The 23,289-nt window shown below is 64.8% G+C and carries 20 protein-coding genes and 1 pseudogene; 6 read left to right on the top strand and 15 right to left on the bottom strand.

Annotated elements, in window-relative coordinates:
* Window positions 1–349: 349 nt before the first annotated feature.
* A complete protein-coding gene (locus GY937_03875; GenBank protein ID MCP5055846.1) occupies window positions 350–2,128 on the top strand; it encodes a PKD domain-containing protein in 1,779 nt (592 codons plus the stop codon).
* Window positions 2,129–2,259: 131 nt separating this feature from the next.
* Here GY937_03875 and GY937_03870 read toward each other — a convergent pair whose 3' ends face one another.
* The 3 genes and pseudogenes from GY937_03870 to GY937_03860 form a co-directional block, all read right to left on the bottom strand.
* The gene (locus tag GY937_03870) at window positions 2,260–2,367 is read right to left on the bottom strand and encodes a hypothetical protein (GenBank protein ID MCP5055845.1); all 108 of its coding nucleotides are present in this window, start codon (window positions 2,365–2,367) and stop codon (window positions 2,260–2,262) included.
* A 129-nt stretch (window positions 2,368–2,496) separates the two neighbouring features.
* Window positions 2,497–2,952, bottom strand: a complete 456-nt coding sequence (locus GY937_03865; protein ID MCP5055844.1) for a transposase — start codon at window positions 2,950–2,952, stop codon at window positions 2,497–2,499.
* Window positions 2,953–3,991: 1,039 nt separating this feature from the next.
* A pseudogene (locus GY937_03860) lies at window positions 3,992–4,811 on the bottom strand (glycosyltransferase family 2 protein).
* Window positions 4,812–5,125: 314 nt separating this feature from the next.
* Between GY937_03860 and GY937_03855 the strand changes: the two are divergent.
* The 4 genes from GY937_03855 to GY937_03840 all read left to right on the top strand — a co-directional run bounded on the left by GY937_03855 (window position 5,126) and on the right by GY937_03840 (window position 10,535).
* Entirely contained in the window at window positions 5,126–6,019 is an 894-nt protein-coding gene (locus GY937_03855) for a glycosyltransferase family 2 protein (protein MCP5055843.1), read from the top strand.
* A gap of 195 nt (window positions 6,020–6,214) precedes the next feature.
* Entirely contained in the window at window positions 6,215–7,708 is a 1,494-nt protein-coding gene (locus GY937_03850; protein ID MCP5055842.1) for an aldo/keto reductase, read from the top strand.
* A 114-nt stretch (window positions 7,709–7,822) separates the two neighbouring features.
* On the top strand, window positions 7,823–8,815 hold the full coding sequence (locus GY937_03845) for a hypothetical protein (protein ID MCP5055841.1): 993 nt from the start codon (window positions 7,823–7,825) through the stop codon (window positions 8,813–8,815).
* A gap of 910 nt (window positions 8,816–9,725) precedes the next feature.
* Window positions 9,726–10,535: a class I SAM-dependent methyltransferase gene (locus GY937_03840; GenBank protein MCP5055840.1), complete on the top strand. Its 810-nt coding sequence runs from the start codon at window positions 9,726–9,728 to the stop codon at window positions 10,533–10,535.
* A 13-nt stretch (window positions 10,536–10,548) separates the two neighbouring features.
* On the opposite strand, the gene GY937_03835 is transcribed toward GY937_03840, so the two are convergent.
* From GY937_03835 to GY937_03785, 11 genes are all read right to left on the bottom strand, one after another.
* Window positions 10,549–11,343: a glycosyltransferase gene (locus GY937_03835; GenBank protein ID MCP5055839.1), complete on the bottom strand. Its 795-nt coding sequence runs from the start codon at window positions 11,341–11,343 to the stop codon at window positions 10,549–10,551.
* 419 nt (window positions 11,344–11,762) lie between these two features.
* A complete protein-coding gene (locus tag GY937_03830; GenBank protein ID MCP5055838.1) occupies window positions 11,763–12,662 on the bottom strand; it encodes a glycosyltransferase family 39 protein in 900 nt (299 codons plus the stop codon).
* A gap of 9 nt (window positions 12,663–12,671) precedes the next feature.
* Window positions 12,672–12,995 carry a hypothetical protein gene (locus GY937_03825; protein MCP5055837.1) on the bottom strand — a complete coding sequence of 108 codons (324 nt, stop codon included), beginning with the start codon at window positions 12,993–12,995 and terminating at the stop codon, window positions 12,672–12,674.
* The gene (locus GY937_03820) at window positions 12,988–14,835 is read right to left on the bottom strand and encodes a hypothetical protein (protein ID MCP5055836.1); all 1,848 of its coding nucleotides are present in this window, start codon (window positions 14,833–14,835) and stop codon (window positions 12,988–12,990) included. Before GY937_03820 ends, GY937_03825 begins: the two co-directional genes overlap by 8 nt.
* Window positions 14,832–15,869 (bottom strand): hypothetical protein, encoded by a 1,038-nt coding sequence (locus tag GY937_03815; GenBank protein MCP5055835.1) that lies wholly within the window; start codon window positions 15,867–15,869, stop codon window positions 14,832–14,834. The genes GY937_03820 and GY937_03815 overlap by 4 nt, the downstream gene beginning before the upstream one ends.
* An 83-nt stretch (window positions 15,870–15,952) precedes the next feature.
* A complete protein-coding gene (locus tag GY937_03810; protein ID MCP5055834.1) occupies window positions 15,953–16,465 on the bottom strand; it encodes a hypothetical protein in 513 nt (170 codons plus the stop codon).
* Window positions 16,462–17,112, bottom strand: coding sequence for an EpsI family protein (epsI, locus tag GY937_03805; protein ID MCP5055833.1), 651 nt, complete (start codon window positions 17,110–17,112; stop codon window positions 16,462–16,464). The genes GY937_03810 and epsI overlap by 4 nt, the downstream gene beginning before the upstream one ends.
* Window positions 17,112–17,861: a hypothetical protein gene (locus tag GY937_03800; GenBank protein MCP5055832.1), complete on the bottom strand. Its 750-nt coding sequence runs from the start codon at window positions 17,859–17,861 to the stop codon at window positions 17,112–17,114. Before GY937_03800 ends, epsI begins: the two co-directional genes overlap by 1 nt.
* Before the next feature lie 12 nt (window positions 17,862–17,873).
* Window positions 17,874–19,259: a hypothetical protein gene (locus GY937_03795; GenBank protein MCP5055831.1), complete on the bottom strand. Its 1,386-nt coding sequence runs from the start codon at window positions 19,257–19,259 to the stop codon at window positions 17,874–17,876.
* On the bottom strand, window positions 19,256–20,167 hold the full coding sequence (locus GY937_03790; GenBank protein MCP5055830.1) for a CpsD/CapB family tyrosine-protein kinase: 912 nt from the start codon (window positions 20,165–20,167) through the stop codon (window positions 19,256–19,258). Before GY937_03790 ends, GY937_03795 begins: the two co-directional genes overlap by 4 nt.
* A complete protein-coding gene (locus tag GY937_03785; GenBank protein MCP5055829.1) occupies window positions 20,160–21,095 on the bottom strand; it encodes an AAA family ATPase in 936 nt (311 codons plus the stop codon). The genes GY937_03790 and GY937_03785 overlap by 8 nt, the downstream gene beginning before the upstream one ends.
* Window positions 21,096–21,506: 411 nt before the next feature.
* Between GY937_03785 and GY937_03780 the strand changes: the two genes are divergently transcribed.
* Window positions 21,507–22,922: a sugar transferase gene (locus GY937_03780; protein ID MCP5055828.1), complete on the top strand. Its 1,416-nt coding sequence runs from the start codon at window positions 21,507–21,509 to the stop codon at window positions 22,920–22,922.
* 31 nt (window positions 22,923–22,953) lie between these two features.
* Here the strand turns inward: GY937_03780 and GY937_03775 are convergent, their stop codons facing one another.
* Window positions 22,954–23,181 carry a hypothetical protein gene (locus GY937_03775; GenBank protein MCP5055827.1) on the bottom strand — a complete coding sequence of 76 codons (228 nt, stop codon included), beginning with the start codon at window positions 23,179–23,181 and terminating at the stop codon, window positions 22,954–22,956.
* Window positions 23,182–23,289 lie beyond the last annotated feature (108 nt).

The following is a 23,289-nucleotide window of genomic DNA, read 5'->3' as shown; positions in this document are numbered from 1 at the left end:
CCTCTGGAGCGTCGCGTTCCGGCCGCGAGGCCCCTGGCGACCGTCGAAGGGCCCGCGGCCCCCTGGGAGCACCGAGCAACGGCAAGCGGCGAAGCATGGCGCCCGACTTCTTTCCTTGGAAATCTGGGGCCAACGGTTCCTACGGGATCGGCCTCGGGACGTTCTCGAGGAGGAGATCCGATCGGCTGCCATCGATCCGAAGCGTTAGCCGGATCCCCTGGGGGAGGTGGTAGCTATCACACTACTTTCGAAACTGTCTTCCGATTGTTGGTGATAGCCGGAGCCCATGTGTTCCGTTGCCGTGCGAAGCCCGGGCGGCGAAGCTGGAATAATCAGAGGGGGTAGGCAGATGAGCCGCTTTTTCGGTACCACGATCCCGTGTGTCGCCGCGATCCTGTTGGTGTCTTCATCCGCTTGGGCGGTTGGCGCCGCGATGGCACCAACTCGAACGACTGGTGTCGCGCCGCTCTCGGTCTTCTTCGACGCAGCAGGATCCACTGGGGCTGACCCGGTCCACGAGCTTCACTATGCCTGGGATTTCGACGATTCCGGTTCTGGAGTCTGGTCCACATCGGGCCGGTCCAAGAACCTCGCGACCGGCCCCTGGGCATCGCATGTCTTTGACCAAGCCGGGACGTACAGGGTGCGGGTGACGGTCACGGATCCGAACGGAAATCAGGCGTCGACCACCCGGACAATCAACGTCAGCGACCCCGATGCGTTTTACGCAGGGTCGGCCACGACCTGTGTCTCGGCGAGCGGCAACTTCGCCGGATGCCCGGCCGGTGCCGTGCGGCTGACGGAAAACGACTTCAATGTTGGCGCGAGCCGCCGAGGTACGCGGAAGAGGGTACTCTTCCGCCGCGGCGATACCTTCACGTCGAACGGCCAGGTCGTCATCAACGTTCCTGGTCCTGCCACGATCGCAGCCTTCGGCAGCGGCGCGAGGCCTCGCGTGAACAGCACTCAAGCAGGGCTCTTCCGCCTCTCGGGCAAGACGCCTCTGATCGACGATTGGCGAATCGTGGACCTCGACTGCCACGGGTCGAACCTGGCTTCCTCGAGTCTCGTCAATACCGGTGGCACGATCAAGCGCGTGCTGATCTACCGGGTGTCCGGAACCCGCTATGGTGCCGGATTCTCGATTGCCCATTCCGTGATCACCTACCTCGGCCAACCGGAGATGCACGACGAGGTGGCGATCGTCGACAGCTCGCTGTTCGACTTGAACGGCAAAGGCCTTTACTTCGCTACGAATCATCTGACGTTCCAGGGGAACTCCGTGAACGACACTTCAAGTCACAATCTGCGCATCCCACATGTCGACAAGGGCGTCATCTCCCACAACCAGATGTCGGCGCCTGGATCCGGCACGTCTGTGATCAAGCTTCACGCCGTCACTTTGGGCATTCCCCTTTCGTTCCCCGAGAGGGAATCCAAGCACTTCATCATCTCGCACAACCAGCTCACGGGCGATATCTGGTCGGTGAATCTCGGCCCTCAGAATTCTATCACCAACGAACATGTCCGAGAGGGGATCGTGGAGAACAACTACTTCACGTCTTCGTCGAAGACCAGGGAGCAACTCCATGTGTGGGCTCGGTCCATTTCCGTTCGCAATAACATCTTCAACATGAACGGCGGCGCCGCGTACTCCGCCATCGCGATCTCCCGACGGGGAATCGAACCTGTCCCCCAGGACAATCGGGTCTACAACAACTCTTGCTACACCTCCGCTACCGCCGCGGTCGCCTGCGTAAGCGCAACAAGCCCAGCCGTGAACACAACGGCTATCAACAACCTCGTTTACGCCCCCAACGCCTCTTCTTCCGTAGCGGCCTCCGTCTCGGGAACGATGCGCAACAACCTCAAGGCCTCCTCGAACCCCTTCGTTTCCGGTTCTCCAAGCACGCCAGCGGATTTCCGCCTCAAGGCCGGTAGTCAAGCGGCGGACGTGGGTGGAGCGATTTCGTGGCGTGGCCTGGATTTTTCCGGTGGCGCTCGCCCAACAGACGGCGACAACGACGGCACCGCCCAATGGGATATCGGAGCCTACGAGCTGGGAGGGGGAGGTGGCACCGTTCCGCCGCCGCCCACGGCGCCGGCCGCGCCTTTCCTCTTGCCCTGACTCGAGAGTGGGCCTCCCGGGAACGTGCAGGCCCAGGTGTTTTTCGGCGTTGCGCCCGGGCTTCCCTGACGGAGGTTGCCTGCGAGTAAGCGGCCAGCCTCGGACGTGGTTGCGGTCCGTGTCGCGGGGTCTCAGCCTGTCAGGGGTCCGAGGGGAGTGTCGGCGAAGTGCTCTTTCCAGAGCCTCGGCGTGAGTTCGGCGACCCTGGCCTGAGGGTGGACGCTGATGCGCTGGAGCACATCGACCAGATAGGTGTAGGGATCGATGCTCTGGACGGACGCAGGTCGTGATCAGGCTCTGCACGGTGCCGACCTGGTGAGCGCCGAGTTCGGATCAGCAGAAGAGCCAGTTTTTTCTCCCCATCGGGATCACGCGAAGGGTTCGCTCCAGGTGGTTCGTGTCGATCGGCACCTCGGGTCGGTGAGGAAGACCTCGAGTCCGGTGCGCCGGTCCATCGCATAGCGTACCGCCTTCGTGAACGGATTCGTCGGGAGAAGAGCGGCGGCAGCGAGCTCGTGACGGAGCCAGTCGAAGAAGGCGTCGACGAGCGGCCGGCTGCGTTCGGCGCGAACCACGAGCTTCTTCTCGCCCTCGAGCCCCCGGTCGCGGATCGCCTCCTCGTGGGCGTAGATCTCGCGGATCCGATCGAGTGCATGGCGGGCGCGCTCTGGTTCGACATCCTCCGCCTTCGCGAAACCGCGGCGTGTGTGGGCCCAGCACTGCGCATGCGTGACCTTCTCCCGGCGCTCCGCGTAGAGTTCGTAGGCCCCGTAACCATCGGAGAGCAGCGTGCCTTCGAACGCCGCGAGAAGCCCCTCGATCACCGGGTCTACATCGCCCGGGCGGGTAGGAGAAGGACGTCGATGTCTGGCCGAAACAATGACGGCTCCGTCCAATGGGACGTCGGAGCCTATGAGCTCGGTGGACCGGGGGAAGCCGTGCCCCCGCCGCCCAGTCCGCCGGCGGCCCCCGCCCTGTTGCCCTGAGCGGGGCGGCCAGGGGGGTGCATCCAATGCGAGATCGTTCATTGGGTGACTCGAGACGAGAAAGAGACATGGCGTCGAAGTCGTTCCCGGTGCGACTCAGGATCACCTGTACCTAGGCAGAGCGACCCCCAAGCATCGAGAAGGAGCAGCCTCACCAACAGGGTTTGCGTGGCGTGCTGCCAGAGATGCTGGACCTTCGCCTGGCTCAATTCGAGATAGTCCGCAACGAACGAGCCGCTGCGAGCCATTCGGCCATGCTGAGAAGGCATCCGAGGACGGCGCTGTGATCTGTTTGGCCGGAAATATGGGCTTTCACGACCGATTCCGATCGCGCCGTTGCGCACGATACCATCGAAGAGAGGGAGGTCGTCGAGGAGCCGTTCTCTGACGAAGGCTCGAAGCGGCCCCCTGAACCAGCCGGCGTAGTCCGTCGCCCCCTCGGACCCTTCGCTTCCGATGATCCTCCGCCGCCCCGCGTCTAGTATTCGCTTCGCGAAGCGAATACTCTGAGGCCACGACACGGGAAGTCCACGGTTGGCATCCGGGACAGCCGCCAACTCTGGAAGCCATCGGGCATGCATGCGGAGATAGGCACCGGTACGCCAGGACGGCTGCCGACTACTGCGGCAGCGGCGGCTCGCCCGACCCAGGTCTTCTGCGACTCGACCGGGCCAAGGCCACGGAGGAGGCCCCTCCAATGCGCCTGCAAGTCGGGTTCCTGACCGGGCTTGGCGATGAAGCCAAGAAGATCAGGCATCGTGTGTGGACATCGTGACAGCGAAGTCCTGCAGAAGGTCTGCATGGGATTCGGAGTAACCGCAGGAACTCTGCTTCAGGGTCGTCTCGAGCCGCTCCCGCAATGCCAGGAATCGCTGCATCAGCTCCGTCTCTGCTCGGCGGGATCGTTGGCCGTTCGCTTGTACTCGATCAAAGGCGTCTGCTGTCGTCTGACGAGCCGTCTCCAGAGAAACTCGGACCCGCCACGAAGTTGGGCGAATTTCGCCACGACGCATCCGGTGGCGAACAGGTCCGCCTCAGCCGCGGAGAAATCTCGGGCGTTGCGGACATGTCGGCGAAACCGCAACCACAGAACGACGAGGAGGCTGAGGGACAAGAGACTGATGCCGTGGGTTGGCCAAGCAAATAGCAGCACCACTGCTGGCAGGAGCCCGGCCCAGAAAACGATCGAGAGCACGTTACGAAACCAATAGGCGCCCGGCCTCCAGCCTTGGAGATGAAGCACCTCCGCGTAGGCGTGTCCGGAGCGCACCTGACGTCGCCACCACGGGCCGAAGGAAGCGAGTTCGGCGTCATGCCAACTCATCTCCTGGGCCACCCGAAGGAGCGTTCCACCGTTGGCACGGAGACGGATCGAAAGCTCCGGGTGCTGGCGGCAGCAATCCACCCTGTTCGCAGCTCGCAGTCACCATCCAGGAACTGAACGAGTTTCGTGTCGGGTGCGGTCGCCAGAATGGATTCGAATCCCCTATTGCGCGCGCGGGCGGCCGTGAACGGAAGCGAGGAATCAAGCTCGACCACGGTAGCGCCGAGCGCCCGGGCAAGCGCCACGCTTCCGTCGCTCGAACCGCCGTCCACGTAGACGAGCGGCTCTGCCTGGACACGTAGACGAGCGGCTCTGCCTGGACCTGAGCCGATTTCAGGCAGGTCGCAAGGCGGTCCCCTTCGTTGCGTCCAATCCGACGTCCCGGATCTCATTGAGGGGTGTCGGGGGACGATCCTCGGCAGGCAACGGCGGGCTCCAACAAGACCGAAACCGGGTGGGCCTGCCTTCAGTATCGGCAGGGCTTGTTTATTACCTTAGTCCTGTCGGGGCTGCTTGGGGAGTGGACAACTCGCGCTGCGGGGTCTATACCCCAGCGGCCCAGACGTTTCGGTTCCGATCGGGTTGCTCTCGCGTGTCGGTTCGAAGTCCGCAGAGAGTCCATCATGGGGAGGCCGCGGCCTCCCTCGCTCAAGAACCCGTTCAGTCGTTGCGAAGAGTCCCTCCGGAATGAGTCCGACGAATCCGATCCTACCTCTCCTCGCGGTATCGCCCGTGCGCAACGAGGCGCACACCTTGGAGCGAACCATTGCGTCCATGGTGGCCCAGACTCGCCGCCCGATGCGATGGATCATCATCGATGACGGCTCCACGGATCGAACAGCTGAGATCGCCCGGGCCGCCGCCGAGGAGCACGAATGGATCCAGCTCGTCCGCCGAGCCGATCGCGGCTTCCGAAAGCTGGGAGATGGTGTCATCGAGGCATTCGACGAGGGAGTTGCGGCCGTCGATGAGTCTTGGGAATACGTGGCCAAGATCGATGCCGACATCGAGTTCCCGCCTGACTACTTGGCCGTGTTGATGGAGTACTTCGGGGACGACCGGAAGCTAGGTGCAGCCAGCGGAAAAGTCTTCCTTGCGACGGAAGACGGTGAAGTCGAGAACTTCATGATCGATGAGATGGTCGCGGGCCAGTTCAAGGTCTATCGCCGGGAGGCGTTCGAGGCGATCGGCGGATTCGTCCGGGAAGTCATGTGGGATGGAATCGATTTCCATCGGGCGCGCATGGAGGGCTGGAAGACGCGCAGCATCGCGGATCCGCGGTTGCACATCACGGAGCTTCGCCCGATGGGTGCTTCGGACCGAAGCATCTTCCGTGGCCGCATGCGTTGGGGCCGGGGCCAGTGGTTCATGGGCTCGTGGATGCCCTATGTGGTCGCGTCGGGCCTTTTCCGCATGCGCGAACGGCCCTACGTGATCGGTGGTCTTCTGATCGTCGTGGGCTACTTCTGGGCGGCTCTGCGCGGGGATCGGCGCTACGACGACATGCGTTTTCGGCAGGGCCTGCATCGCTGGCAGAAGGAGCGGTTGCGAGGCTTCTTCCGCGGTCGAGGTGTCCGCTAGGACACCCGACGCGTCGGACCCTCCTGGTTGTTGCGGCGCTCTTTTTCGTCTTGATCGGCGTCCTGGTGGGGAGGATCTCAGGCCGCGGTTGAGTCCTCCAGGAATTTGAGGCGGTTCCTACATGAGATAGAGTGCGGCTTGCTTCGAGTTCTTTCGCCGTCCCCGTGCCGAACGGAGGGCGGCCGGTGGGGAGCCATGAGTCCCGGTCGCGTGTCCCTCATCGCCTGGATCGTCACGACGTTTCTTTCCTTCGTCTTCCTTGGCGGCTTTCTGGGGCGTCGCCTGGAGGGACAGCTTCCATCGACGGGTGACCTGATCGTGCTCGCCTTCGTCGGGGTTGCGCTGCTCGCGAGCCTCGTCCTGACGGTGCGCTGGGTGCGCGCGCCGTGGGCGACCGTCGGGAACGAACGCGGGAGTGGGACGCGTCGGCGCTTCCTGCTCGGTGCCCTCGGCGCCAGCGGCGGAATCATCGCAACGCTCGGCGCGGCAATCTTCGCGAACCGGCGTTCGTTCAGCGTAACCGGCGAGAACATCTTCTTCGTGAAGCCCCGTTACAAGGCGGACGTGGTTCGCGAAGAATGGGTCGGCTCGCGGGTCGCGAGCTATCGCCGGCTCGGCCGAACCGAGGCCCTGGTATCCGACATCTCGATCGGCTCGGGTGCGGGGACCGGCGGACGCCAGACCGAAGCCGTCGAACGCGAGGCCATCGAACGCGGCGTCACCTATTTCGATACCGCACCCGACTACAGCGAGGCCGGATCCGAGCGGCGGTTCGGCAACGCCATGAAGGGGAAGCGCGACAGGATCTTCCTCGCGACGAAATTCTGTCTGCCGACCGGTCACCTGGGCCCGGGAACGTCCGTCGAAGCCTACATGGAAGCGGTCGAAGGCAGCCTGCAGCGGTTACAGACGGATTGGGTTGACCTGGTCCACGTCCATTCCTGCGATTCCGTCGATCGGCTGATGGACGAAAACGTCCACGAGGCCTTCGATCGCCTCAAGGCTGCCGGCGAGGTTCGCTTTCTGGGCGTTTCGACGCACACCCCGAATCTGGAGGAGGTCGCCAATGCGGCCATCGAAAGCGACCGCTTCGACGTGATGATGCTCGCCTATCACTTCGGGGCCTGGCCGGGCCTCGCGAAGTTGATCGACCGGGCTGCCGCCAAGGACATCGGCGTCGTCGGCATGAAGGTGCTCCGCGGCTCGAAGCACCACTTCCTCTCCTGGACGCCCGACGAGCGGGACTCCTTTACCCAGGCTTCCTTCAAGTGGGTGCTCTCGAATCCCAGCGTGGCATGTCTCGTCATCTCGCTATGGGAATCCGCCCAGCTCGACGAGTTCCTCTACGTGTCGGGAAAGGCGCCGCGCCCCCATGATCTCGCGGTCCTCGAGCGCTACCAGGAACTCACGACGAAGGAATATTGTCGCCCCCACTGCGGCGCCTGCCTCGACCGTTGCCCCGAGGGCCTGCCGATCCACGACATCCTTCGCCACCGCATGTACTTCGAGGACTACGGCGCGCAGAAGGAGGGGATGCGCCTCTACGCCGCCCTCGAGAAGAAGGCGGACATCTGCTCGGGTTGCGCAGCGCCCTGTGCCGCCGCCTGCCCCTTCGGGCTGGAGATCCCGGAGCGGCTATCGGACGCCCACGCAATGTTGACGCTTGGCCCAAAGATGCGAGTGGGCTGAGCGAAACCCCGAAGCACGATCGCTCCGGCGGGTTCACGACGACATTGCCCCCGCCCTTGTGGCCGGCCTCCCCGCCCGATTGAACCGGGTTCTGCCCGCTCGTGACCCACGGGCATGCGAATCGAAATCGCCAGATCAGGTCTCGGCCGGGCTCTTCTCCAGGGCGCCACCGCAGTGCTCGTTCTCGCGGTGCTGTGTCACCCCGCGACGGCCCAGGAGGACGAGCCGAGCATCGGGCAGATCATCGAAGCCAAGCTCTCGGGTCCCCACCACAGTCCGCTCGATTTCCAGGACCGGATCAACGAGGAGCACCGCGAAAGCCCGCCCCCGCCCGGCATCGACGTGGCGGGCGAACTTGCGGCGTACGAGGCAGAGCTGGCGGCCCGGAACCACGAGGCCGCCAACACCCAGCGGGCCCTCTGGAACGCCGCCAGCGACGCCAACCGAAACAACGATCCGTTCCGTCACGCTCACGCGGAGTCCCAGTGGGACAGCTACGGGCTGCGTCGGCGTTCGGAACTCAACGCTGAGGCCAGGGCGATCGAGGCCAGCATCGCGCGGGAGGAGGCGCGGCTGGAGAAGCTCGACGCAAGCCTGGCCGGCCTCGAAAGGCGATGGGACGACCTCACGCTCAGTTCGAAGTTGGTCAGGGAGAGCGGCGAGAAGGTCATCCGCAAGGCGGCCGAGATCAGCGACCAGCGATCCCGCTCGCGGGCTCGGCTGCGCATCCTTCATGGCAAGCAGCAGAGGCGCTCGGACCACTGGCGCGAGTTCGTCCTGGGCGAGCCCGACTTTCCCGGCTTCATGCCCACGTCCCCGTCTGGCCCCGTCTACAGGACGATCGGCCCGAGCCCTGCGCTCCGGGCTCCAACCGACCTACGACATGGGATGGCGCAGCCTGGCTACGGCGGGGATCCCTGCGCCGGTCTCGGGAGGATGCGCGAGGCGATGATGTGTCAGGCCTCGGGGATCGCGACGCGGGGGCTCGGCTGGGGCGCCCTGCAGGCCTTGCCCGAGGAGAGGCATGACGACCCGCCGTCCCGACACCAGGCGCCGCCGCCGACGACCAACCCGTGCGGGATCACCCTCCAGATCCCGGGCGGCTAGCTGGGGTGCCCCGCGAACAAGAGCGACATCCGGAGCGTCCCGGTCAGCAGACATAGCCGAATTGCGGTTCTCGAACGCTCGGGCATACCGGAGGAGATTGCGGGGGTGAGCTATCGAGGCGCGTCGGGAAGCGTCCGAGGCGCACACTGCGAGCAGCGGCTCGACGCTGGTGCCATCATGCATTCTGTGCCATCCAGGTGCGATTCAGTGCAGTCGCATCTGAGTCGTTGGGACCGCCAAGGGGAGAATCCAAACGCACGCATCGAAACCGCGCTGACTCGTGATTCAGGAATGGACCGTGCGGGTGTCTACAGCGTCATTGGAGACGAACAGGCGGCGCGCCGCGATGGAAGCCCCTGCCCGTGCACGGCGACGGGTCCAATGTCCGCGACTGGGGCTTTTCCCCTCAGGTCATGCGTCTGCCATCTGGGCAATCCTCACGGCGGTTACGATCGGCGGAACATGGGACGTCGGTGGTGAAAACGAATGGAAGATCATCGACTTCGTCCGCCATCTATGCACGGTCATCGCTGATCAGCACCGGCAGGGCGGCGAAGCCCTCACCGGTCTCATTGAGTTTGTGAAGGATTGGCCCTGACATGACCGCCGCTACGCGATCGACCGCAGCAAGATCAAGGATAAGCTCGGGTGGGCGTCCGCGTTCGACTTCGCGACCGGGCTGCGCGAAGCTGTATCTTGGTATCTTGACCACATGCCATGGACCGAGACGGTGCGTAGTGATGGATATAGAAGTCAGATCGCCAAGAACCACTGCAGACGTGGCTAATCCCAGGTCCAGTCGAGCGTGCGGAGTGTTGGGTTGAAGATGTTGACGGAGTGTCCGATTTGCCGGTCTGGCGATCTGCAGAAAGCCTATGAACACACGCTATCGGATGGGACGGTCGCGTCGGTGAGCGAGTGCGCGAGCTGTGATCACGGATTCGTCAATCCCCAGTTCACCTGGGACGAACTCGCGAAGTGGTACAGCAACGAGTACCAGTCGTACGACGCGTCCCGTATCGACGAGGCAATTGTCGCCAGCCAAGTCGCTGCAGCCCGTGAGCGGGGCGGATGGCATCGAAACGTCCGTGTCGAACCGGGCATGGATCTGCTCGACTATGGCAGCGGTGCGGGGCTCTTCCTGCTGGTGTGCAAGGAACTGGGTGCCAATGCGATGGGTGTGGATCTCTACGACGAAAGCGTCGAGCGCCTGCGCGCGCGAGGCGTCGAGATGTTCCTCGGTACGCTCCATGACTTCGTCGAGGCGAATCCCGATCGACGCTTCGACCTGATCACGAGTTCCCATGTGTTCGAACATCTGCACGATCCGGTCGAGGCTCTGCGCTTGCTGGGCGGACTGTTGAAGCCGGGCGGGAGAATCCACTTGGCCGTGCCCAATGCCGGCAGCTGGGGATACCGTTCCTTGCGCGGTAAATGGCACGCAACAGATCTGCCGCGACACCTCCACCAGTTCACGCCGAAGAGCATGCGCGAACTCGTCCAGCGGTCGGGGTTGACCCTTGCGTTCCTCGACACGGAGTCGCCTCCGCACGCTACCCTGCACTCGATCCGCCAGCATCTTCGTCACCGGTTCGGGATTCCGCAGCGCGTGACCGCCGGAGTGCCGTACGTGCTTCCGGCCATCTCGAAGTGGCTGAGCCGCCGGCTCGACGCGCGCGAGGCGGGCGAGGCGATTCGCGTCGGCGTGACGGCCGGTTGAGCACTCCCGCAGATCAGTTGGGTCGGCGAGTCCCGTCGAGCACGTTCTGGACCCACTGCGCTCGTCGTTCGTGCATCGACTCGAGCGTGTTCTGCCTCGCGAGTTCGCGGAGCGCGGGCATTACCTCAGCCCGAGCCTTCGACGTCAGCAGCGACTGGACGATCTGGGCCAGTGACTCGGATTCGCCGGTGGGGTAGAGGACGCGAGTGGGCACCCCCAGCTTCCGGTACCGGACCGAGTTGGAGCAGAACGGGACGACGCCCTGGGAGATGGCGTCGAAGACGATCCGAGGCTGCTCCACGTTCAGGTTCGTGATCAGTTGGATGTCATGGCGGCGGATCGCCTCGTAGAACGGGCCTGGGTACGCGTACGTTCCGCCGAAGTGCACCGCGTCGAAGACGCCGAGAGACTCGGCGCGTTCGGCCAAGGCCTCTCGTTCAGCGCCCTCACCGAAGATCTCCAACGTCACGCCGGGGGCTTCGAGTTGGGCGCGATCTCGGAGCCAACGGACCGCATCGATCACGAGGTGGATGCCCTTCATGGGCTCGAGTCGCGCCGCTGCACACAGACTGACCGATCCGTCGTCTGCCGTCCGTCGCGGATCGTCGATGATGTCGTCTCGCGTGATCCAGCTCGCAGTACCTACGTACACGTCCGTTTCGACCGTGCCGAGCATCTCTCGCAGCCCGTGCCCCGTGAGGAACACCCTGTCGGCAACCCGTGCGAGGCTGCGAACGGTGTGGAGAACTTTCTCCGCCTGAAGGCGTACCCGGATCCGTCGCGGCAGCGCAACGTTCTGAGCGTTCATCACGGTAGTTTTCGGGCGATTGCTGCCGACGCCAAGGATGACGCACCGTCCCGCGGCACGCGCCGCCCGCGGGACCTCAGCGGAATTCACATTTCTCGCCGACGCTGCGCCTGTGGAACTCCCAGGCAGAGGGTGAGAGATGCAGCGAAGGGTCGTGGATGCCGACAACTCGGACGACGTCCGGCGTCTGCTCGGTGCTGGACCGACTTGGCTTCGAGGTGTCCGCCGTAGGCAGTGCCCCCACGAGGCCCTTCAGTCCGGGTGACTTCGAGGCAACCGTCGCAAGGCTCGTCGGAGACGTGTAGGGCCCGGACCGATTGTGGTCGAAAATGAGGGTTCGCCTCCGAAATGAGCGAGTCTGGCGGCTCTCCAAGACCGCTTCTCGAGCTTCGATCCGAGCGATGGAGTAGAGCCTTAGGCTATTCCGTAATGCGACGGTGGTAGACGCGGATCATCGGTTTGGCGGGCGGCAGGCGGTGCGAGTATCCGCGCTCGGCGATGGGTTCGTAGCCGGGCAGTTCGACGGCCTCGCTGACGACATATTCGTCATCCACGACCCAGCGCGAACCGGGTTTCTCCTTGAAACGTGACCAATCGCGATCGTCCTTCGCGAAGTTGAAGAGGCCGTTGAACTCGAAGCCGCCGTCGCCGCTACCGTAGAAGTAGGGCAGTGCGGTGTAGACCCCCACGGCGAGGAGTGCGAGGCCGCCGGTCACGAACCACACGACGGGGCGTTTCCGATGGGCGAGGAGGAGGGCCGCTCCCGCGGCGACGGGAAGCATGATCGCGGGTTGACGCGAGAGCATGGCGGCGAACACCAATGCACCGGCTGCTACCCAGGCGGCGATATGCCTCGAGCGCAGCGCTGCGGCCAGCGCCACGAGGCTGCCGGTGGTCAGGGCCACGAATGCGATGTCGGTCATGAACGTGAAGGAGAGATTCACGTAGATCGGATTGGTGGCGAGACATGCTGCCGCGAGCGTGGCGGCTGCAACGCCGGCACCGATACCCCTTGCGAGGCCGAAACACGCGAGCACGCCGAGCCATCCTGCGAAGAGTGTGCTCAGCCGAAGGGCGGCGAAGGAGAACCCGCCGGGCCAACTGAACGCCGCGCCCAGTCCGACGTTCGTGAGGCTCGGAGCCCAGGTCCAGGCGGGGCGCTCGAAGCGGCCGGTTTCGAGCAGCAACTGGACGGTGTGCGCATAGGACCAGTCGTCACTGATCGGGAACTCGCCAGCGATTCCGATCACGAGCGCCGGAAGCCACCAGAGGCCGGTCAGGAGCGCACAGGCGAGGAGGTCCTGGGTTCGCAGCGTCACAACGGCTCGCTAGAACATCTCGTAGACGTCGGAGGAGACGTCCGCCTTCTCCTCGCCTCGCGGAAAGCGCCGGGCCAGCCGCAGCAGGGCCTTGCCCATGCCCTCCAGAGGGGTCCCCTGCCAATGGTTCTCCAGGGCTCGGCTGATGCTTCCACGATCGCCGAGATCGATTTCTAGGCTTCGCGCCGTAGGTCGCTCGCCCTGGCGCTCGTGGTAGAGCGAATCCGGTTGGCCGCCCGGCGGCCGCGGATGCTGGGCCACGCGGGAGCCGAGGGGCAGCACCCTCTGGCGAAAGAAATCGACGAGTGCGTCCCGCTGTTTCGGGTCAATCAAGCTCGTACTCCTCTTGCCAGTTTTCGCGGTCTTCGAACTTCGGTTGCTCCGTCTTGCGCAGCAGGAAGTTCTCGACCACCAGCACGTCCATGTCCGTGCGCATGAAGCATTTGTAGGCATCCCAAGGCGAGAGCACCATGGGCTCACCCCGCACATTGAAAGAGGAGTTCACGACACAGCCGACGCCCGTGAGCTCCTGGAACTCCCGCAGGACCGCGTGGTAGTCGGGCTTGTCGATTCCGTCGACCGTTTGAACCCGGGCGCTGAAATCGACGTGGGTAATGGCGGGCAGACTGCTGCGCTTCTGGTTCACCTGGGCGATGAGGTTCTCTTGATCCTCCGCCGCCGGATGGGCGTCCACAGGCAGGCGGATCTCCTCCTTGACCGGTGCGACCAGCAGCATGTACGGGCTCTCGGCATCCAGGTCGAAGAACTCTCCGGAAGCCTCGAGCAGGACCGAGGCTGCGAAGGGTCGGAAGGATTCGCGGAACTTGATCTTCAGGTTCATCACGGATTGCGTTTCCGAGCTGCGCGGATCGCCGAGGATCGAGCGGGCGCCGAGGGCGCGGGGGCCGAACTCGGTACGGCCGACCATGTATCCGACCACCTGCCCGGCGGCGAGTGCGCGAGCGGTCTCACTTGCCCGTTCTTCATCGCTGACGGGCTCGTAAGGCAGGTCATGGAGATCGAGGAAGGATCGGACCTCCTCGTTGCTGTAAGCCGGGCCCAGATAGCTGCCTCGTTGGCGATCGCGCCCGGGTGCCGGTGCGTCGACGCGGGGGACATCGAAGTAGACGTGGCTCCCCACGTAGGCCGCGCCCAACGCACCGCCTGCATCACCGGCGGCGGGTTGGATCCAGAGCTTCTCGAAGATGCCCTCGCGGAGCAGTTTGCCGTTGGCGACGCAGTTGAGCGCCACGCCGCCGGCCAGTACGAGGTTGCGGCAGCCCGTGTGTGCGCGCAGGTGTCGGGCCATGCGCAGCACCGCCTCCTCGGTCACGGCCTGGATCGAGGCGGCCAGGTCCGCATCCTTCTTTCGGATGCGCGATTCGCGTTCTCGCGGCGGTCCGTCGAACAGGCCGTGGAAGCGTTCGTTGGTCATGGTCTCGCCCGCTACGAAGGCGAAATGATCCATGGCCAGCTCATAGGAGCCGTCGTCGCGGAGATCGATCAGGTTGTCGCGGATGCGGTCTGCGTGGATCGGCTCGCCGTAGGGCGCGAGGCCCATCAGTTTGTATTCGCCGGAGTTGACCCGGAAACCGCAGTACTGGGTGAACGCGCTGTAGAGAAGCCCGAGCGAGTGGGGGAAGCGGATCTCCTGGTGCACACGCAGGCCTTCCGCATCCCCTTCTGCCAGGGTGGTCGTTGCCCATTCGCCGACGCCATCGATGGTCAGGATTGCGGCCTCGTCGTAGGGCGAGGGATAGAACGCGCTGGCCGCGTGGGAAAGGTGATGCTCGCTGTAGAGCACCGGAATCTCCTGGCCGAGCTCCTCGCGAAGTAGTTCCTCGAAGAAAAGCTTCGTCCGGAGCCAGCCCGGCAAACCCTCGAGCCAACTCGGAAGTGCTGCTTCGCCGGCACCGGCCACGCTGCGAAGGATCCTGTCGAGGCTGAGCAGGGGGTTCTCATAGAAGATCGCAGCCGCGAGCTCCTCCGCTTCGATCTCGGCGGCTTCGAGACATGCATTGATGGCGTGCACGGGGAAGCGGGGATCATGCTTCTTGCGCGTGAAGCGCTCCTCCTGTGCGGCGGCCACGACCTGTCCGTCGCGGACCAATGCGGCGGCGGAGTCGTGGTAGAACGCCGAGATGCCAAGGATGTAGACGGGCCGCTGGCTCATGCCGCTACGCCTCGCGCCGGAGGAAGCACTTCGCTGACCGCCTCCGAGAGGGCAGTTGCGAGCAGGCCATGGCCTAGCCGTGTGGGGTGGTCGTCCTTCCCGAAACGAAAACGCCGCAAGACGTTCCGCGGCTCGTTCCGAAGTGCCGGGAGCACGTCCACGAATTGTGCGCCGGTTCGCTCGGCCAGCTCGGCGAACCGAGCGTGGATTCCGTCCGCAACGAGGTCTCCCCTCACATGGTCCGTCGTGGGTAGCGGCGCCAGGAGCACGGGCGCCTGGGCCTCGGCGATCCATCGTTCGAGGATCGCCGCCATCATTTGCCAGCCAGGGCTCGAAGGATCTTCGTAATCCATCGGCCAACGCACGCCCCGGAATCGCCGCGAGAGACCGCGGACTCCTGGCAACCTGGCGTCCATCTCCGCACCGAGTGCACGCCAACGTGCGCGGAGCGGCGAGGCGTCGGTCTCTACCTTTCGCAGGTTCGAGACGTGCCCCGCACCTTCGAGCTCGCTCTCCGCAACGACGTTCTTGGGGACGGGTTGGTGGTGAAGCTGCAGCTCGCCGTCGTCGATCGTGAAGTACGGCTTCGCGCGCAGGACCAACTGGCCATCGGTGGCGCTCTGGGTCAACCGGTGGGTATCGAGGTTGCGCCGCACGTTCTCCACCATCGGGCAGAGAAGAAGTGCGTCGGCTTCGAGCTCCCGGGCGAACTCGCGATAGGCCAGATACTGCTGGTCGGTTCCCGAACCGGGCAATCCGAAGTTCAGCACCTGGAGATCCGGGGTGCGGGCCTCGAGGAGATCCCCGAAGCGAAAGCGGTTGGAGACGCCCTCGCCAGCGGTGAAGGAATCACCGAAGAGGAGCAGCCGACGCTGGCCGGAGGGACGCTCGCGCGTCGCCTCATGATCACAACGGAAGCCCGCCTGGTTGCAGCGCACGAGGTAGCCGCCACCCTCATGGCGCACCCGCGCGCGCAGGCCGGGTACGAAGCGGTAGCCGAGGATCGGGTGGTGTTCGAAGAGGTTGCGGGCCATGTTGCGTCTTGGTGGGGGGTGAGTGGCCCGGCCCCGGGCTTTGGTGTCTTCGGCTGTTCGCGGTGCCGAGCTGAGACGCGCGCTCATGGTGCGACGTAGTCGAGGCTCTCGAGAAGCTGACGTTCGGCCTCGCTCATGCCTTCGCCGGGCGCAGCCTTGGCGTCCCCTCGGTAGGCCGGCTGGCTCTCCCTCCAACGCTCTAGAGCGGCACGTGGCTGGGTCAAGCGCGCGGGATGATCCGCGCTGACATCGCGCTCTTCATCCGGATCTTCCTGGACGTCATACAAGGCCTCTCCGGTGCGGGACGAAACCACCAGCTTGAAGCGATCGTCGCGCACTGCGAGCAAGCGCGCCGTGAAGGCTGCGGTGCCGATCGCAGCGCTGGCGAGCGGGCGAACGGCTTCCCCCGGGCCGAGGCCGAGCAGCGCCATCGCAACGAGCAGCATGGCCGCACCCGCGAGCGCCAGGTGCTCTCGTCGCCCCGTGATCCGAAGTGCATCTCTGAGCTCGCTCCAGGCAGCCTGGGGGCCATGCAGGAGGAGGCCCAGCGCCAGCGCGCAAGCTGCCAGTACCAACTCGAGTTTCAGCTGGATCATTCCGCCGCTTCCACTGGCCAGTGCCGTGTGATTTCCGGCGAGAGATCGGCTGCAAAGGCGAGCAGCCGGCTGCGGGCGGCTTCGCGGTCCCCGGCGCGGATCGGCGTCGAGAGTCGCACCAGTGCACCATCGGCCCTTCCCTCGCTCAGTTGGCCTCGGATATGATCGATGCGCAGGGCGAGGGTGCTCAGGAGATCTTCGGTGCGGAAGGATTGGTACCAGAACAGGACCATCCTCTCGGCGCCTGCCAGCTCGACGATGTATTCGTTGGCGGCGCGGTTGGTGAGGGCATCCCGTACGAGTGTTCGAGCGCGAGCGACCTCCCAGCCATGGGCCGTGTAGCAGGCGCGAGGTGTGTGCTCCGGTGTACCGCCCCGGGCCGTGCTGTAGTAGCCGAGATAGAGCCAGACGACCTCGCCATGAGGATGATGATAGGCGCGCTGAACGTTGTAGGTGGCGTTCAGCATCGATTCGACCGTGTCCTCGACATCGATCATCTCCGCCTGGTATCGCCCGATCTTCATGGGCAGGGCTTCGAGCGAAGCCGCTTCTGCTCGGAGTGGAGCGCGCAGGGTGAGCCACCACGCTCCGGCTCCGGCCAGGCTGAGGCCGGCGCAGAGCGCGATCGTCAGCAGGCGTTCACCCATCAGGCGGGCTCCTGGGTCGGAATCGTCTGGGAGGCATGGCGTTCGACGGAGAAGATCACCGCAAGGCCGGCAGTCCACGGAAGAGCCAGATCGAGGAAGCTGCGGGCGAATCCGGGGCCGACGATTTCGGCCAGGCCCGCGGCGAGGAGTACTGCGAGAGGCTGGAGCAGGAGCAGCGCGAGCCCACCGATGGCTGCGAGGCCGAAGCAACGTGCCATCGATTCTTCGTGTCGAAGCCCCGCATAGGCACCGAGCGCCGCACCGAGGACGAGCAGATGCACGCCGCCGTCCCCGTAGTGCAACCGGAGGGGAAAACTCCTGGAATCGACATTCGGAAGCACGCTTGCGGCCAGCCGGGACCAGGTCTGCTCTAGCGCGGGGCTGGTGAGACGGCTGGCGAGGCTGGGCAGGGGAACTGCGAGCAGTGCCAGGTACGCGGTGGCCGGCTTCGTCCATGAGGTCGCGCGTAGCCAACCGAAGCCCGCGATGCCGAGGCTGAGGCGTGACCAACGCAGCAGTCCGGCGCCGGCGGCGAAGAGCTCGATTCCGACAGCCAGCACGATCCAACCCAAGGCTCGGCGTCGGAGAGGGCCGCCCGGCGTGCCTTCGGCCCTCGCCAGGGCGATGAGGAGCAGCGGGACGATCAGCGCCGAGCTCTTCCAGGGTTCGTCGACCAGGTGCCGCGCGGTCTCGGCCAGGCTAGGCGAGAGTGCGACAAGCACGAATAGGCCCGACCACAAGGCTGTCAAGGGATCGCTCCTCTAGCTGATGCGCGGAACGGAGCCGAGCACAGGAAGACCGAAGTGCTCCTCGATCTGTTCGCTCGAAAAGAGAACCGGATCGAGCAGCTCCAAGCTGAGGCCGAGTGCGGCAGCCAGGCCGAGGCTGGCGACCAGACCTGCGAGCATGTACTTGAGCCGCGTTCGCTCGGGTTCGGAGGGTGGGAGTGCATGATCGAGCACCGAGATCCGCTCGCCTTGCTGAGCCGTCTCCAATCTCTGGGCCATCTCGGCCGTCTCGACTTTATGGAGGAAGCTCAGGTACTCGTTGCGCAGCACTTCGGTGTGCTGTTGAAGGGCTGCCTGTTCTTCTTCCCGTTTCGGGGTGCGGGCGACACGGGCTTCCCTGTCCGCGGTTTCGGAGGCGATCTCGATCAGGCGCTTTCGCATGTCATCGATCCCTCGGGAAGTCGATTCCAGCAAGATCTGTCGCGTAGGATCCGAGGCGGTGGCGCCGCCGTCGGCGATTTCCTTCTCGAGCGTCGCGATCTGGCGCCGCAGGGAGAGCACGTTCGGATGCTCGTCCGTGTAGACGCTGCGCTGCTCGGCGAGCTGGGAGCGCAATGCGGTGAGGCGCGCGAGCGGCGAGTTCGGGCTCTCCGGCGTTTCGGAAGAGGTCATCATGGCCAGCCGGGTCTCCGCTTCCGAAATCGCCAGGTTGATCGATTGGCGCTCGGCCGCAAGGCGCTCGAGCTTGTTCAAGTTGCTCTGGAGTTCGCCGGGGAGCTCACCCCGGTACGTCTCCTTGAATTCAGTGATCTTGCGTTCCTGCGCCCGCAGTTCGGCTTCCTTCTCGACGAGCTGGGTGCGAAGGAACTGGGTGGTCAGGCGGGCCTTCTCTCCGCGCAGGCCCGCGCTCACCGCCGCGAAATCCCCGGCGAGTTCGTTCGCCACGGCTGCGGCGGTGTCCGGGCGGGAGTGCTGGAACGAGATGGTGTAGATGCTCGATGTATCCCCTCGGCTGCGAGGGCCGAAGCCCTGTTCGATGCCCACTTCGATGCTCTCTTGAACGAGCATCATCAACTCGTTCGGTGGCAGCACGGCCCTTTCGGCGGGGAAGAGATCGTGCTTCTTCTCCAGGGCGAGCAATCGGTCTCGGGCGATCACCTCGCCGACCAGTTCATTGATCCGCTGGAAGGAGGATTCGGCCACGATCGGTCGGATGAACTCCTCGGGCATCGATTGGCCGCTGACGAGGATCGACGCTGTCGCCAGGAAGCGGACGGGGATCGAGACCACGATGGCGCCCGTGGCCACGACACCCAGGGCAAGCACCAAGGCCATGGATCGCCAGCGGCGTTTCAGCAATCCCATCGGATCACGTAGGAAATCCGGGAGGCCGCCGCCTTCGAGATCTTCTTCGCTCAAGAGGTCGCTTCCTCTTCGGCACTGCCGCCAGGCGTGGAGCCGCGCTTGGTGGAATCGGTTCCGGTGGAATCGGGATCGGGGCTGTAGTAGCCGTAGTACCGGCTGGTCCGCGCCGAACCCGATTGGTTCAGGAAGACGCCGACCAGTTTTTCGCGCCCGAGCATCTGAAGCGTCTCCTCGAAAGCGTGCTTGCGCGAGATCCCCGCTCGGGCCACGACGAGTGCAGCATCGGCGTGCTGGAGAATCAGCGGGACGTCGGGAACCGGAAGGACCGGGGGCGAATCGATCACCACCAGATCGTATTGGCGTCCGAGCTCGCGCAGGGCCGGCGGTAGCTGAGGCCCGGAGAGCAGGGAGAGGGCATCGTCGCGAGGCTCGCTTGCGAGGTAGAGATCCAGGTCGGGCAGGTTCGTCGTGAGGCGGGCCTCAGGGAGCCGCGCGTCCGAGGCCAGGACCGCCTCGATTCCGACCCGCGGTGTGACACCCAGCTCTCCGGCAGCGGACGGCCGGCGGATATCGAGCTCGACAAAGGCGATCTGGCGCCCGCCGGCGATCGACGAGAGCGCCAACGCAAGATTGCACGCGGTGGTGGTCTTGCCTTCGGATCGCGCCGCGCTCGTGATCATCACGGATCGGGCGCTCGCCTCCTTCAGCGTCCGGTTCAAGCGGATCGCGAAATGGCGATAGTGCTCCGCGATCGGCCCTTCGGGCTCGAGCAGGACGGCCCTGCCGTGGCCCTTTTCGGGCGGTGCGAGGGGGATTTCGATGGGCGGTTCAGGATCGGGCCGTGCCCGGCTCGGTTCCTCGGCGATCGCCTCCCGATAGGTATGCGGGGTTTCGGTCTTGCGGCTCTTGGAGGTGTCCCCATTTCCCTTGGCCCGGCGCAGGGCCTCGGAGATTTCACCCATGCTGGCCCCCCGCGCCCGGAGCCGTGGAATCGAGCCGACTCTCCGCCATCTCCTTGGCCTTCTTCTCCACCGTGGCCTGGGGCACGGGTTTCACCTGCTTGGAGAACGCGCCTAGCAAGACCCGATCGGCCAGCAGGCTGATGAGCCGGGGGCAGCCGCCGGAGAATGCGTAGAACGCCACATCGGCGCCCGGTGCGAAGACCTCGTCGTAGTTGCCGCCGGCCACTTCGATCCGGTGGGCCAGGTAACCGCGCACCTCTTCGGGAACGAGCGGCTGGATGTGATGCTCGATGGCGACCCGTTGGCGGAGCTGTCGGAGGTTGGGCGTGGCCAGCTTCTGGCGCAGCTCGGGCTGCCCGACGAGCACGATCTGCAGGAGCTTGTCCGTATCGGTTTCGAGATTGGAGAGCAGGCGGACCTCCTCCAGGAGTTCGGTTCCGAGGTTCTGGGCTTCATCGATGATCAACACCGTATTCGTTCCGGCTTCGAGCTGCTGCATCAGGAAGCGGTTCAGCGCGATTACGTAGTCGACCTTGCTGTCGAACGGGCCCGGCAGGCGGAATTCCGTGGCGATCAGCTTGAGCAGATCCACCGGGCGGAGGCCCGAGGTGTTCAGGACGAGGGCGACCTCGGTATCCTCGGGAATCCGATCCAGCGCCGCGCGCAGCAGGGTCGTCTTGCCGGTGCCGACCTCGCCCGTGATGAGCATGAAGCCCTTGCGGCGGGTAATGCCATAGACGAGGGCCGCCAGGCCCTCATCGTGGGTATCCGACGGCCAGAGAAAGCGGGGGTCTGGAGCGAGCGAGAAGGCGGGCTCGCGAAGGCCGAAAAACGACTCGTACATGCAGCGGTTGCCTCGTTCCCGGCGGCGGGCGGGGATCCTTACCTCTTCGGCGCGACCCTCGAGGGAGTAAAGGTGCCCACTCATCGCGCGAGGAATTCTCAGATCAGCTTGAAGCCTTCCAGGAAAAGAGCAAGGGGAGGCGTTTCCCCTCACCCGTCTCGTAATTTGCTCGTATCGAACCGGCAAATCCGGTAATAATCAGGGTCCAAGTGGTCGCTGGCGTGTGATGCTCGAACGGCGTTTGGTTGCGTTCCCCTCAGGCGGGAGCAGCTTACCCGTGCTGTCGAGAGGTCTGATGATGTTTTGGTGGAGCGACGGTTTGGAACCCGCCGCAGGGCGCGACGTTCCGCATGCTCTTGGCTCCCCGCGGGGCCAGGTTTCTTGCCGCAATGTGATTTCGGCCACTTTCGGTGGACACCAGCCCCCCTATTCCGGCCACTCACTGGAACGAACCCGCGGCCTTCTGCTGCGGTTCGTCCATCGAGAGGAGCGGCAGTGCTGAAGGATCAGGGCGGACGGCTTCACAATCTGCTGGTTTCGCTGGACGTCGTTCTTTCCGCCGCCATCCTGATCGGCTTCTTCTTCGTCTTTCCGCGGGTCAGCGGGCTCGATGCCGGCGCCGGATGGGTGATGACCCCCAGCCTGCTGGCGACGGTCCTGGTGGCCTGCCTGGCCTGGCCTCTGACGCTCCAACAACTCGGGCTCTACGAATCCCAGCGCATGATGCCGTTGGACAAGGTCCTCACCCGGCTGCTGGCGGCGGGCGTCACCGCGACCCTGCTGCTCACGGCCACCGCCTTCGCCTCGAAGGCCCCGGTGGGCCCACGCTTCCCGCTGCTCTTCGGCGGCGTGCAGTTCGTGCTTCTGACGATCGAGCGCCTTGCCGTCCTCGGCGGGCTGCGCGGCTTGCGGCGCCTCGGCCGCAACACCCGCCACGTGCTGGTGGTCGGCTCCGGGCCCCGCGCGGCCGGTGTTCAGGAACTGGCACGCACCCACCCGGAATGGGGCCTGCACATCGTCGGCTTCGTGGACGATCAGGACATCCCGATCGATCCGGATATCCCCGCCGATCGCTGCCACAAGCTGATCGATATGCCCCGGCTGCTTCGAGATCAGGTGATCGATGACGTCATCATCGCCTGCCCCCGCTCGATGCTGACCGAGTTGCTTCCGGTGGTGGCCGCCTGCGGAAGCGCAGGAATTCCGTTTACGCTGCTCGCCGACATCTTCGGCGATTACCTTCCGCCGCCCCAGGTTACGCGTTTCGGCTCCTTGGCTTCCTTGCGCTTCGCGCCGGTGCATCACAGTGCCACCCGGCTGGTGGTCAAGCGCATGATCGATCTGGTGGGTGCTGCCTTCTTGCTCGTCGCAACAGCCCCCGTCATCGCGGTTTCCGGCCTGATCATTCGGGCCACCTCGCCCGGGCCCATGCTGTTCCGCCAGCTTCGCAGCGGGTTGAACGGACGGCAGTTCGAGCTGCTCAAGCTTCGCACGATGTGCGTGGATGCCGAGGATCAGCAGGAGGGCCTGCGCCATCTCAACGAGATGGACGGCCCGGTCTTCAAGCTGCAGGACGACCCGCGCATTACGAAGATCGGGCGGCTCCTGCGCCGCTACAGCATCGACGAGCTGCCCCAGCTATGGAACGTGCTGACCGGCGATATGAGCCTGGTGGGCCCCCGGCCCCCGCTTCCCCACGAAGTGGCCCAATACGAAACCTTCGAACGCCGCCGCCTCTCCATGCGCCCCGGCCTCACCTGCTCCTGGCAGGTCGGCGGCCGCAACGAAGTGAGCAAGTTTGATGAATGGGTCCGCATGGATCTCGAATACATCGACACCTGGTCCCTGGGCAACGACGCCCGGATCCTCGTCAAGACGATCCCCGCCGTGTTCCGAGGCACCGGCAGCTAGGCACGCCAGCTTCACCAGCGAGAAGCGCACGCTATTCCGCGGCGAGTTCCCCGCTTCCACCCATCTCACTCGGAAAGTCGCGGAACTTCGGAAGACCGTCCCGCATGGGCAGCACGGTTTCCGAATAGTTGACGTGAACACTCGGCACGAACTCCAGGGTGGGGAGTGTGGCCGCGAATACGTCGTACATCCCGAAATCCGGATGATGGATCATCAGATGGCCGCCGCAGTGTAGACGCTCACTCAGAAGCGTAGAAATCTGATCATTTGGCCGGGGGGCGACGCAGCCCGCCGTTCCGGATTCCGATTCAGATCTTCCGGGTCGAAAGGTCCTTGACCCAGGGCGAACGCCCTCCCGGCTCGACCG

Source organism: bacterium, assembly GCA_024228115.1.
Lineage (GTDB): Bacteria > Myxococcota_A > UBA9160 > UBA9160 > UBA6930.
The sequence above is the reverse complement of the archived record's forward strand: the minus strand, read 5'-3'. Positions and strand labels throughout refer to the sequence as shown.